This is a genomic window from Bacteroides sp. AM41-16 (genome assembly GCF_003603495.1).
Classification (GTDB): Bacteria; Bacteroidota; Bacteroidia; order Bacteroidales; family Bacteroidaceae; genus Bacteroides; species Bacteroides uniformis.
Map to the genome: position 1 here is coordinate 1 of NZ_QTNE01000027.1, position 12518 is coordinate 12518.

A 12518-nucleotide genomic window follows, 5' to 3' on the forward strand; every position below is an offset into this window, starting at 1 on the left:
TTCTAGAGATAAATAATGCGTGACACAGTTTATTTTACACTACCTTTGTGGACGGTCTCTACGGCGCGGTTGCATGGCTTTCTCAATTGTATCGGCCGTTGATTGGGATATACTCGGTGGAAGTGGAGGAAGCCCGTCGTCATTCACATCACTGGCATCAGGTGGAGTCTCATTTGTCAAGAGCTTGTATAAAGTTGCTCCCAAAGAATAGATATCTGTTGCAGGAGAAAAGGTGCTGACGCCTCCTTGCTTATATTGCTCCATTGGAGCATACCCGGCACTGATGCCTATAGGGGTTGTACTGGTTTGATGCCCTTCACCGTCATAGCGTTTGGATAGTCCAAAGTCTATAAGGGTGGCGTTGTTATTATTGTCTAACAATACATTCCCTGGCTTTATGTCAAGGTGGTTCATTTGGTGCTGATGAATAAACTTTAAGGCATCAGCCAGCTGGTAGATATAATGGAGGGCCTCAGACTCTCTGACTGCTCCATTCCTTTTTAGATATTCTGCAAGAGAGCCATTTCCCATGTATTCCATTACATAGTAGGCTGTCCCATTTTCTTCGAACACATCAATGATACGAATGATGTGAGGATGATTCAGCCCGGCTATCATCCGGGCTTCCTTTACGAACTTCTGGCGGAAACGTGCTACTAATTCTTGACTGCCTTGTGAACCGACTGATACATGGGAAGTTGCAACGTCACGGTTGCAATGTTCCTTCATGAAGAATTCTTTAATAGCTACCTTGCGTTCTAAGGCCACTTGTGTGGCAAGATAGGTGATGCCAAAGCCGCCTTGTCCCAAGACTGTTTCTATTTTATATTTTCCTCCTTGGAGGAGAGTGCCGGATTGTAATTGCATAGCTTTTTATTTTGGTGGAAATTGAAATGGTAATCTATATACAGATAGCGATTCTTGTATGAAATAATCGTATAGAAGGAAGTACCTGCTATCTCTACGCGAACTCTATTACTCATTCTCAAGTTTGCGTAGATTTTTTTGGGCAGTTTCACTTCCTTGTTCTGCAGCTTTTCGATACCATTTTATTGCTTCTGCCTTGTTCTTAGGAATACCGGGTTTTCCATATTCGTATATTAGCCCTAAATTAAAAGATGCACTAGCATTGCCTTGTTCTATTGCCATTTTATACCACTTTACTGCTTCCAAGGCATTTTCTTTCTCGTATATATCTCCTAGTTGTTTTAAGGCTTCAGCATCCCCTCTCTCTGCAGCCATTTTATACCATTTTATAGCTTCTGGGTCTTTTTTTCTGGCTCCATTGGAATATATCTCTCCTAATTTTTTTTGGGCTTTGATATCTCCTTGTTCTGCAGCTTTCTTATACCACTTTATAGCTTCGTCTATATCTTCTGGAATGCCTACCTTGTAGAAAAACATATTGCCTAGTCTATACTGTGCATCCACATTTTCTTGTTCTGCCGCTTTCTTATACCATTTTGCAGCTTCTACCCTATTTTGAGAAATACCTTGCCCATAATCGTACATATATCCCAATTTATATTGGGCACTTGCAATGCCTTGTTCTGCTGCTTTTTGATACCATTTTATTGCTTCCGAATAATTTCGCGTAACATTAAGTCCCGTATAATACAAGTTCCCCAGTTCATTTTGGGCTTTTGCATTTCCTTGATTTGCTGCTTTTTGATACCATTTTTCAGCTTCAGTAGCATTCTTTGCGACATCCCGACCAAGAAAGTACATTCTTCCTAACTCATATTGGGCCTCTGTATTCCCTTGCTCTGCTGCTTTGGCTGTTTCCTTAAAACCGTTCTTTTTCTTTGGAGGCATATTGGCACTCATGGCACTCAGGTTTGCTGTTTCGGTGTTTTGTTGCGCAGGGCGTTCTACATTCCCGGTCGCTGCATTTTCTTTTACATGAGAATTCGGGTTTATATTTTCAGCAGATGTGCCTGCATGTACTGTTACTGATGATGCGTTATCCGGTTCAGAATTTGTTACAGTGTCTGTTGCGGACAGCCATTCTGTTTCTGTATCTGTATCGGAGTTGGAACCTGTTCTGGAAGTAATATAGGCTATAATTCCTCCAATAGACAGAACAGCTATTAGGACAAGAATAATATATTTTTGATTTTTGGGGTGGGGCTGGGAAGATATGTCGTCACCTGAAGGCATAGTCTGTTCTTCATTGGCGGATGTTTGGATAACCGTAGCTTCCTCCAGCGTTATTCCTATATCTTCTTTGGGAGTTGTTTCCGTATTCTTATTTTCCAATATACTTAAAAATGCGGCTACACTTTGCGGTCTGTCTTTTTTCATAGCCGACATGACTTTTGCGATACTGGCTATTAACGAATCGCTTACTTGACGTTTTTGTAGCTCATATGCAGGAAAACCGTCATTCAATATTTCTGAAGCCTCTGGTGGACGGATTCCCGTCAACATCTTATACATAGTTGCACCAAGCGCATACACGTCCATCGTTGCCGGGAAGTCTTTACCTTCATGATAATTACTCTGTTCTATCGGTGCATATCCGGGTGTGCCGCTTCCCACTGTAGTGCTTGTTTCCGGTTTCCCGTTTTCATCATATTGCTTGGACAAGCCAAAATCGATAAGTACGGCTTCCTGATTCTTACGGAGCATAATATTTCCAGGTTTCAAGTCCAGATGAAGCATCTTATGAGCGTGCATGTAAGATAGAGCGTCTCCTATCTGTTTGGCATACATAATGCTTTCTGCTTCCGTCAAGCCTTTTTGTTGTGTGATGTATGTATCCAGATTTCCTCCATCTACATATTCCATGGCGTAGTAGACTGTGTTGTTGGCCTCGAAGTATTCCAGCACTTTAACGATATGGGGATGGTTCAGCTTACTCAGGTTTTCGGCTTCGCGCGAAAACTTCTTTTTGTAGTCATAATAGACCCCTCCTCTGCTTCCACAAGTAACAGTATTTTCTTCTCGTCCATTGATGTCTTTCATGAAGAACTCCTTGATGGCAACTTGTATGGTTGTTTCGAGTTCACCCAATGCTCCGGAAACTTTGACTTGGGTCATAGCCAAGTAGGTGATGCCGAAAGAGCCTTGACCCAATATCTTTTCTATGGTATAGGTATGTGATTTACCATATAAAATGGTATTTTGTTTAAGTGCATAATTATTTATATTACTCATATTATTAAGTAGTTGATTGTTTGTTATTATTTATGTTACAATTGTAACAAATCTCTGAATTAAATCTATCTGCTGGAGAAGATGCAAATTTGGGAACTCGTTCTTCAAGGCTCTTTCTTTTTTTCTTTCTTTGTTGCTCTTCTTGCTTTTGTTTTTCTTCTTTGGGGATAACAGGGCGAATGGGGAGTGCAACATTATTGGGCATAACCCTAACTGAATCTTTCAATAGGAAAGCGCGTCCTCTTTTGAATTTGACAAATCCCCCTCCTATTAAAGCTACGGAACCAGTCCAATAATATGCTATGGAACCGCGATTTTCTATATTTTGTCCGTTTTTGATACCGACAGCAGGCAGAAATATATTGTTGCCGTTGGGTCCGGTAATTTTGTATCCCCCTATTTTTTGGTAAGTGGTCCATGTTATCTTGCACTTATCTCTAAGTTCCATGAATTCTTTTGCTGTTGGCATACGCCAATATTTCCCTAATTGAGTTCGGGCAATATCATATTCCGAGCCACAAATATCATCAAAATCATAAATGTTAATAGAGGTAGGTCCACTGCTGGCTGTTCCCGTGGAATCTCCCCAGTAGTATAAATTCCCATATTCTTCAGGAGTTGAGGCACCGAGATTCCACCCGGCCCATCTTACACTTAAACCTAAATCTACAATTTGATCTGTTGAGATTTCATTGTGTTGAACATTGGTTCTTGTTTGCCCAATTTCTGTATTAGAGTTCTCATACCGAATAGATGAATCATGCAGAGCCGAATTATTCATAGATATAGGCGATGTAAGTATAGCACTGTCGGATACAGTACTGTCAAGCCCAATAGCTAAAGAGTTGTCTTGTGCGATATTACTCGTCTTGTTGGTTCTGCTGAGCCAAATAGTACATAATATAAGGATTAGAGCTATAACTCCCCAAAGCCATTCTTTTTTGAATAAGAAAATTCGTTGAGGCTTTGGAATGGAAGAAGGATGCTCTTTTGCTACAAATTCATTTTTAGGGGTATCTAATATTGTAGTTTCATTTTCCAAACCAGGTTTTATCCCTTCATTCAATAATGTGAGAAATTCATTAATGTTTTGCGGTCTATCTTTGCATCGAGGTTGCATTGCACCTTGTATGGCCTTTCTTATCAATGGACTTATCTTTGTTGGCAATGCTGGCAGTCCCTCGTCATTCACATCACTGGCCTCTGGCGGTTGTTGGCTTGTCAACAAATAAAACAATGTTGCTCCGAGAGAGTAAATGTCTGTACCTGGTGAGAATGTTTTTACTCCACCTTGCTTATATTGTTCCAAAGGTGCATATCCTTTGCTGATACCGATTGGCGTACTACTTGTTTGGTTACCGGTGTCATCATAACGTTTGGATATACCGAAGTCTATTAGTACAGCTTCTCCATTGTTCCGAAGCAGAATGTTGGATGGCTTTACGTCCAGGTGCATGGTTTTACGGTGATGAAGATATTCCAACGCATCAGCTATCTGGAGGACATAACTTAATGCTTCAGAATCGGACATTGCTCCATTGGTTTCAATCCGTTCTTTTAAAGAACCGCCATCTATATACTCCATTACGTAATAAGCTGTGTCATTTTCTTCAAATACATCATAGATGGATATAATGTGTGTATGCGCCAATCCTGCAATGATTTGGGCTTCTTTGATAAACTTTTGGCGGAATCGTTCTACTAACTCCCGGCTACTTTGGGTACCCATAATGATATGTGAAGTCTTCTCATTGCGTTCGCAGTAGTCTTTCATGAAGAATTCTTTGATGGCTACTTGACGGTTCAATCCGGTCTGAAGGGCTTGGTAAGTAATTCCAAAGCCACCTTGTCCCAATATGGACTCTATCTTGTATTTTCCTCCTTGAAGGAAAGAACCTGATTGTAATTGCATAGTTTTTTATTTTGGCGGAATTTAAAATTAAAATAATGCAAACTATAACAGTTTATTCTGATACGGGGCGAACGGAATTTCCCTCCTTACAATAGTCGCTGTACAACGGACTCCAGCCGTTAATACTGAAGACGAGGCTGGAGGCGCTACTAGAAGTGCTATTAGCTGTCTTTCGTGTTCCTGACCAATAGCGGCCATTTCTTCCTCGACCATATACCGTTCCACCGTAAGCGTAGCAGTATCCTGATGCAGGGAGGAAGATTCGATTTCCATTCGGTCCTGTTACCATATAGCCTGCAACTTTTTTGTATTCAGTCCATTTCCATATACATTTATCAGATAATTCTTTTAATTCTTGCTGTGTAGGTAGCCTCCATTTCTCTCCCCATTTAGCACGAGCAATGTCATATTGAGTGCCGCTGATGTTGAAAGGGGGAGTGCCACTGAGAGAATCGCTACTATTTGTTGCTTTTTTTTCTCCGGTCGGGTCCGCCCATCCATATAGTCCTCCGTATTCTTCGGGAGAAGATGCTCCGACATTATAGGCTGCCCATTTCACACTCAAGCCAAGATCTACCGGATTGTTTTCAGTTGGAATTACTTCCGTAGCAAAGGCTTCTTCTTTAAGAGGAGTGGTATCACTTGGTTTTTGAGTAAACCAGACAACTGTTGCTAACAAAAGTGCGACGACAACCCCTATAAATATGGGTAACTTGTTACTGCTGGAGGGCTGTTTTTGGGGAGGCAACTTTTCTTTCTTGGCAATGATGGTAATATCCTCTCTTTCCGGTTTATTCAACAATTCTAAAAAATCTTTTATGCTTTGTGGACGTTGTCTTTTGGGTTGCATGGCAGCACGAATCGCTCGTTCGGTAGTTGCCGATATGTTTGCGGGTAAGGCTGGTAGTCCGTCATCGAACACAATGTTGGCAGCCGGCGGTGTCGTTCCTGTCAGCAATTTATAGAGTGTAGCACCTAATGAATAAATATCTGTAGTTGGTGTGAATATTTGCACTCCTCCAGCTACATATTGTTCCATTGGTGCATATCCGGTACTGATGCCTACCGGAGTAGTACTGGTCTGTTGCCCGCTTTCATCGTATCGCTTGGATAGTCCGAAGTCTATCAACACTACTTCTCCCTCTTCTCTCCGCAAAATGTTTCCAGGTTTCACATCCAGATGGCTCATCTGCCGTTGGTGGATATAGTTCAATGCTCCTGCTATTTGATGGATGTAATGCAGCGCTTCCGTTTCTTGTAGTGCACCGTATCGCGTCACATATTCTTGCAGAGAACCTCCTTCTATATATTCCATCACATAGTAAGCTGTGTCGTTTTCTTCGAACACATCATGTATACGGATAATATTAGGATGGTTAAGTCCGGCAATGGATTGTGCTTCTTTTATGAATTTTTGCTGAAAACGAGCTACGAGTTCACGGCTTCCTTCCGTCCCGATGGTAATGTGTGACGTATCGGCGTTGCGGTTGCAATACTCTTTCATAAAAAACTCTTTGATGGCTACCCTACGGTTTAGTCTTGTTTGCCATCCTAAATAGGTGATGCCAAAGCCGCCTTGCCCAAGTATTCCCTCTATTCTGTATTTACCCTCTTGTAGAAGGGTGCCCTCTATCAACTGCATATCAATCAATTCCCTTTCTTTTCCCAGTTATTCAGTACTTGTTTCAAGTTCTCTTTCTTTATTTCTGCCATTTCTAATTGTATCGTTACGAGTTGGGAACGTAAATCCAGGCAGATAGAGTCTTGCCGGTCATTTAATCTCTCCATTGTCTCAGTGGAGACATCATTGTAGGTGGCATTCCGCTTTTTGTCTTGTTCCTGTATCTTCTTCTGAAGAGACTTTTCTTGAGCACTCAAAGCTTTTAGCCTGACGGCCTGAATTGTGTCGTTATTACTGCGTACATTTTGGGGGTGGAATGTGGATGCGTGCAGATTACTCATGATACAACACATCAGTAATAGGCACGAGGCGATTATAATATTTTGCGGCTTCATTGTTTCTGTATATTTAGGGTTTATCATATTTTGAAAAATCTTTTACTCCGGATAACATGCTTTTCCCCAGCATATTAGTGGGTTCCACTATTGAAGGTATCAGGGCATATTCGGGTGGGAATCCTTCGGGAGTGTTGGCCGAAACTTCAGCATATTCTCCTTCTGTGGAGCAAAGTGCCTCTTTATAGGAACTTAGTGCTGTTTTGGGGATGAGCAGTTTGATTTTCAGCTTGCCGGCAATTTTTATCAGGAATACTTTTTGTCCGTTGAGCTCTGCGGTGGATATCGGTTCTGTTCTGCGCATGATGATTTGCTCCAGATGTTCCATTTGGGAGAACTCCCGGTACGAGAGTATCTGTAATGAAGTAGGCAAATCGATTTGGGTTATATTGGGACAATCGATTAAAGCCTTCCAGCGTATAGCAGTGGTACCTTCGGGAATACGTATCTTTCCTGAGCGTCCGCGGGGGCAACCTAACAGAGTTGTTTTGTCTTTGTTATAGAGTATTCCGTCTATGGAAGTAAAGTTTGGATTATTGGCATCCACTTCTATGCTTTGCAGCTGTTTCAATGATTTCAAATTCTGCAGGCTGGTGAGCTTTGCCGGGATGACGATGGAGGTCAAACGGTCACTCCAGCGGAACATTTTGAGGTTCACTTGTGTCCAGTCGCTGCCCAACGTTACCTGCCCGATTGCTGTACACCGGAAGAATACTCCTTCACCAAAGCGGACGCTGTTGCCGGGAAATACGATTTTCTCTAATCCGCTGCAACCTTCAAAGGCAAAATCGCCTATGGACGAAAGCCCGGAAGGCAGTACAATGCCTTTTAGGGAAGCTGCATTGCTGAATGCCTTCTTGCCAATGCCGACAACACGGTATATCGTGTTGTTGTGCTTTACCCTTGCCGGAACGGATATCTCACCGGTATACAGAGAGGGTTGGGGGGCAGAGATGTTCCCTTGGTAGGTAACTTCCACATGTTGTTTCTTTGCATCTACAATGTTGAAGAAGAATTTCTCTCCATTTTTTCCGGTGACGGTGAAATCGTGTGCGTAGAGCAGGGAGGTGCTTCCCAATAATAGGATGAATGTGATTATATTTATTCGTTTCATAGCTTTAGCAAATATAGTGTGATGAATAAAATTAGGCCATGTAGCCGGTTACGTCGGCATCGTTTATATAGTCGGGTATTGGGTCATTGTCTGCCAGCAATGTAGCATCCTCGTTTACGCCGGTTGCTTGTGTGGTTGCCATAGACAATCCTTCCATGCGAATGCCTGCCTCTTCTATATTGATGACCTCATTGTCTGTAATTATTCCATTATTGTCCATATCTGCCACCATGGCATCTGCTATTCCATCCCGGTCGATGTCAACGACAAGAGTTTCTTGTCCGTTGACAATAACACCGGCTATATCCATTTGCGAGCCGTCTTCACACGTAACCGTTTCATAGGAGACCACACTGATGGTATCTTCGTTATGCGGTTCATCGTTGCTGTTTCCGGGCATGATAGGTGTGGCAGGGGTATCAGGCTTCTGAGGGGCAATTGGCTCATTGGTTAAAGGTACTTCCGAAGTTACTGTAGGGGTATCAGTGTGGGGAGGCTGTACCAGTCCTTCGGTGACTGGCTCTGTTGCAAAAGCTGTCTGGGCCATTGAACCGGCCGCTACGCCTATTGCAGCTCCGATGGATGAGCTGGCGCCATTTTGCCAATTGTAACTTTTCTGTTCCACATTTTTCTGTGTGGAATTAGTGCTTTCCTGGTTTGTTTTTTTAGTCTTCATAGTTGCTCATTTTTAATGGTTTATAACTTATTCTGCAACAAAAATATAAAGAGAGGCATACAATGGCAAATTTCAAAAAGTATACTACATAAACCCTGCGGTTTAAGGTATCAATCCCTCATTTTTCAAGGGATTCTTACTTCTCGGTAAATTTGGATTTGCAATAGGGACAGCTCGTCATCTTTTTCAGGTCGTCATACTGTTGATATCCCATGAAATGATGGCATTCCGGGTTGGGGCATACATAGTCCTTATGAAATTTCTTATCAAGGTCGTCCAGAAATCTGGGAAGTGTAGAAGATGACCGGTAGGTTATCACAAAGAAATAGATGGCCAATAAAAGTCCTGCAGAATATAGAATGACACGCAAAGCCGGCAGGTCGGCAATGCCCGGAATAAATCCGCAGAAAATGGCAGACATGGAAAATACGCCTGTTACAGAACGGATTGCTGCAGACTTCTTTTCTTTTATCTGTATCTGGAGTTTGGTGTCGTGAAATTCGTCCCATACTTCTTGTAGGTGACGGATAGAGAACGATTTGGGTATTGATGCTCCCAGCCCTTTTATAATGGCCGCTATATCCATGAAGTAACGGTCTGCCCCCAGCTCTATGCGGTCTTTTCCGGAAATGTGCTTGGACTCGATTTGCACACCATTGACGTAAGTGACGTTTTCGGGTTTCAGATTGGTAATGATATAGCCTCCTTTGTCATCGGTCACCACTTTACAGTGCTGGCGGCTGACGGATTTGGGTACGCTGTTGGCGTTCCCCCAAAAACGGTCTTGGTTGTTTATGCTGATACGCAGGCGGGATGCACCGGCTTCTCTTCCTATGATAAGTTCCATGGCATTATTGTTTTTATTATGCAGATTTTATATTGAGGAATATTTCTTTCAGTTTTTTCAGTGCTTCTTTGGAAATCTCCAGTTGAAATGCAAATGATGAATAGTCACTTAAAACGAGTCGCTGTTTGATGACATTTATCTGGTAAACATAGTTCAGATTAATGATGAACCGTTTGCCGATACGGGCAAAGCAGCGTGCCTTTTCTTTCAGTCGCTCTTCAAGGACTTTTTCGGTCTGGGCTAAATTCAGGCAAATAATACCGCGTAGCTTGTTCGTAAGTATTATATTGGTGTAATTTCCATCGGATTCAAAATATACAATCTTGGAAATGTCCAATCTAAGAAGCTCATCGCGTGAATTGAAAAACAAGAAGTTGGTTGTCGTATCCATTGTAACTTATTTATTATTTTTTTTTAATGTATCCTCTTCTGTATAGCTGTTTGATATTAACCCGATTAGAGGAATTTTTACTCGCTTTTTGTACTTTACATCTTCAATAATGATGTCACATAAAAAGTAACTTATATCGATGGTGATTTCTATTGTTTCAGGAGAATATCCCAAATAATCCTTTAGCGGAATGATAAAACGTCTACTGTCTATTTCCATAAAGTAGGAGTCGCCGTCTCCGGGAAATGTGACACTGCGCTTTAAAGGGAAGCTGTAGAAATTGCATAAAAAAGAGCATTCTCTGACATGATTCTCTAGTGTATACCCCGCCAATACTTTAAAAGGCAGACAATCAAGGAAGGCAAATGAACTTATCTGGCCAATAACAGATGAATACCATATAGATAGGGCTTTAGGCAAGAATTCCCAGTATAGTTCTAAATCGGTCATAGGTATGGCGGGAGATGTTACATCATATTCTTGTAAGATGTGCTCTTCAGTAGTTCCCACTCCGGAGTATTCGGCCTCATAAAGGCCTTCTCCGTATTCGGCAATGCAGTATTCCTCTTTGGAGCAGATGCAGATAGGCATGTCATTTGAATGGATGATGCAAGGTATCGCTGAGGCGATATGGATTTCTTCAGTAACCCGTATCTTTGATGTTTTATCGTTGTCAAAGTACTTGTTGATAAATCTTAAGACATCAAAATAATGGCATAGACTTTTCCTATATGTTATGACCTTGAAACGGCTGTCTTGTATAGACTGGCGATTTTTCTTGATGAATGCATCCAGTGAGGTGTTGAAATGTACAATTACCGGATTTATGGGCTTTTCTATTATCTCTTCTACCAGTGTTTTTCCTTCCAGGGGCAGTTCATAAATATTGTCATTCAGAAAATAAACCAGTTTGTCATTTTGGACGTAATAAAAGGCAATGCCTTGATATGTGGCATGCTGCTTATTGTAGGAAGTGTGTTTGGCGCTTTCATCAGTATGGGAGTTCGTAGTGCTATGGGTTAAAGCCACGAACTCATTTACTGTTTGAGGGCGCTTTATCCTCATGGGGGCCATTGCTTTTTTTATGGCAGATATTGTTTGCGCGCTTATGTGCTTTTGCCGCAGCTCTTCTTCTGCAAATCCTTCATTTAGTATTTCAGAGGCCTTGGGCGGGGTCTTTCCTGTCAGCATTTTAAAGAGAGTGGCCCCTAAAGCGTAGATATCCAATGTGGGCGCGAGTATTTTCCCATATTCTTGCGAACCTTGCTCTAAGGGGGCATAACCGGGAGTACCAAGGCCAATAGTAGTGCTTGATTCCGGTTCTCCGTTTTTGTCGATTTGTTTGGATAGCCCAAAATCTATCAGAAACAAAGTGTTATCTGTACGTCGCATGATATTTTTAGGCTTTAAGTCAAGGTGCAGCATCTTTTGGGAATGCATATATTGCAATGCTTTTCCTATCTCCTCTACATATTGTAGCGCTTCTTTTTCCGGCAATCCTCCTTTCTCCAATATATATGCATCTAGACTGCTCCCTTCGATATACTCCATTACATAGTAGTAGGTGTTGTTCTCTTCAAAAGACTCTAAAACCTTAACGATGTTTTGATGGTTGAGGCGAGCTAGGTTTAAGGCCTCTTTTTTAAATTTCTTTCCATATTTGTATGCAATGCTATTGGGAGATGGCTCATAAATATCTCCTGATGAACTTCTGGCACTTACATCTTGTAGAAAAAATTCTTTGATGGCTACGGATACATTGCTATTCAAGATGCCTAATTCGCCTTTCAGGCAAATTGAAGCCAAATAGGTTATACCGAATGCTCCATGACCTAATACACCTTTAATTTGGTAGTTGTAGGAATGGCCATGGAGTATAGTTCCACAAGATAAAGTGTGAATGCTGCTTTGCATGAATCTATATGTCTGTCTAATTGTTGCTGATACTTGCCTCTTGTTTCACTGTGAAAACATATGATTGGGCAGAGTCTTAGCCGTTCAAAGTTATAGAACTTGTTAATGAATTCAAAAGCAAGAAATGTGGAAACTGTACTATTATGCATATTTTATGGTTATGTGGCTGTAATATGATGTTAAGTGTGACAAACTTTTCTGCTCTACTCTTCTGGGACGGATATTTCCTACAGTTGAACACAAGAGGACTGTAAGCTGGAGTAAAAGGGACGGGCACTTCTTGGCTGAAATACCTGCTGTTTGTCATCCGGATATTTGTAGTTTATAGTTGCGCACAGTTGTGGAACGCTTTCTTCACAGTTGTGGAATAACTTTCTCATTAATGTGAAGAAGGCGTATCACAACTGTGCGCAACTGTTTTTGATGTGGTGTTGGCGTAGGAAAGTACTCTTCTCTGTGCAAGGAGGACCTGCTTCTTGTATAAGAGAA

Annotated in this window: 10 protein-coding genes; all 10 read right to left on the reverse strand. The window is 41.6% G+C overall.

Going from position 1 to position 12518, the window contains the following annotated elements:
- Positions 1-39: 39 nt before the first annotated feature.
- Positions 40-867: a serine/threonine-protein kinase gene (locus tag DW896_RS19085; RefSeq protein ID WP_119993713.1), complete on the reverse strand. Its 828-nt coding sequence runs from the start codon at positions 865-867 to the stop codon at positions 40-42.
- Positions 868-975: 108 nt separating this feature from the next.
- Positions 976-3159 carry a serine/threonine-protein kinase gene (locus DW896_RS19090; protein WP_009037646.1) on the reverse strand — a complete coding sequence of 728 codons (2184 nt, stop codon included), beginning with the start codon at positions 3157-3159 and terminating at the stop codon, positions 976-978.
- Positions 3160-3163: 4 nt separating this feature from the next.
- A complete protein-coding gene (locus DW896_RS19095; protein WP_009037647.1) occupies positions 3164-5071 on the reverse strand; it encodes a serine/threonine-protein kinase in 1908 nt (635 codons plus the stop codon).
- A 52-nt stretch (positions 5072-5123) separates the two neighbouring features.
- Complete coding sequence (locus DW896_RS19100; RefSeq protein WP_117652682.1) at positions 5124-6713, reverse strand: serine/threonine-protein kinase; 1590 nt, start codon at positions 6711-6713, stop codon at positions 5124-5126.
- 5 nt (positions 6714-6718) lie between these two features.
- Positions 6719-7087 carry a hypothetical protein gene (locus DW896_RS19105; RefSeq protein WP_133302362.1) on the reverse strand — a complete coding sequence of 123 codons (369 nt, stop codon included), beginning with the start codon at positions 7085-7087 and terminating at the stop codon, positions 6719-6721.
- Between the two features lie 13 nt (positions 7088-7100).
- Positions 7101-8201 carry a leucine-rich repeat domain-containing protein gene (locus tag DW896_RS19110; RefSeq protein WP_009037650.1) on the reverse strand — a complete coding sequence of 367 codons (1101 nt, stop codon included), beginning with the start codon at positions 8199-8201 and terminating at the stop codon, positions 7101-7103.
- A 31-nt stretch (positions 8202-8232) separates the two neighbouring features.
- Positions 8233-8877, reverse strand: a complete 645-nt coding sequence (locus DW896_RS19115) for a hypothetical protein (protein ID WP_009037651.1) — start codon at positions 8875-8877, stop codon at positions 8233-8235.
- A 136-nt stretch (positions 8878-9013) separates the two neighbouring features.
- Positions 9014-9724: an FHA domain-containing protein gene (locus DW896_RS19120; protein ID WP_009037652.1), complete on the reverse strand. Its 711-nt coding sequence runs from the start codon at positions 9722-9724 to the stop codon at positions 9014-9016.
- 16 nt (positions 9725-9740) lie between these two features.
- A complete protein-coding gene (locus tag DW896_RS19125) occupies positions 9741-10115 on the reverse strand; it encodes a LytTR family DNA-binding domain-containing protein (protein ID WP_009037653.1) in 375 nt (124 codons plus the stop codon).
- A 6-nt stretch (positions 10116-10121) separates the two neighbouring features.
- Positions 10122-12029: a serine/threonine-protein kinase gene (locus tag DW896_RS19130; protein ID WP_009037654.1), complete on the reverse strand. Its 1908-nt coding sequence runs from the start codon at positions 12027-12029 to the stop codon at positions 10122-10124.
- Positions 12030-12518: the final 489 nt, after the last annotated feature.

Bases quoted from the DNA above. Each gene is read 5' to 3' on its own strand.
- DW896_RS19090 (WP_009037646.1), bottom strand. From the start codon at position 3,159: ATGAGTAATATAAATAATTATGCACTTAAACAAAATACCATTTTATAT.
- DW896_RS19100 (WP_117652682.1), bottom strand. From the start codon at position 6,713: ATGCAGTTGATAGAGGGCACCCTTCTACAAGAGGGTAAATACAGAATA.
- DW896_RS19110 (WP_009037650.1), bottom strand. From the start codon at position 8,201: ATGAAACGAATAAATATAATCACATTCATCCTATTATTGGGAAGCACC.
- DW896_RS19085 (WP_119993713.1), bottom strand. From the start codon at position 867: ATGCAATTACAATCCGGCACTCTCCTCCAAGGAGGAAAATATAAAATA.
- DW896_RS19120 (WP_009037652.1), bottom strand. From the start codon at position 9,724: ATGGAACTTATCATAGGAAGAGAAGCCGGTGCATCCCGCCTGCGTATC.
- DW896_RS19095 (WP_009037647.1), bottom strand. From the start codon at position 5,071: ATGCAATTACAATCAGGTTCTTTCCTTCAAGGAGGAAAATACAAGATA.
- DW896_RS19130 (WP_009037654.1), bottom strand. From the start codon at position 12,029: ATGCAAAGCAGCATTCACACTTTATCTTGTGGAACTATACTCCATGGC.
- DW896_RS19115 (WP_009037651.1), bottom strand. From the start codon at position 8,877: ATGAAGACTAAAAAAACAAACCAGGAAAGCACTAATTCCACACAGAAA.
- DW896_RS19125 (WP_009037653.1), bottom strand. From the start codon at position 10,115: ATGGATACGACAACCAACTTCTTGTTTTTCAATTCACGCGATGAGCTT.
- DW896_RS19105 (WP_133302362.1), bottom strand. From the start codon at position 7,087: ATGAAGCCGCAAAATATTATAATCGCCTCGTGCCTATTACTGATGTGT.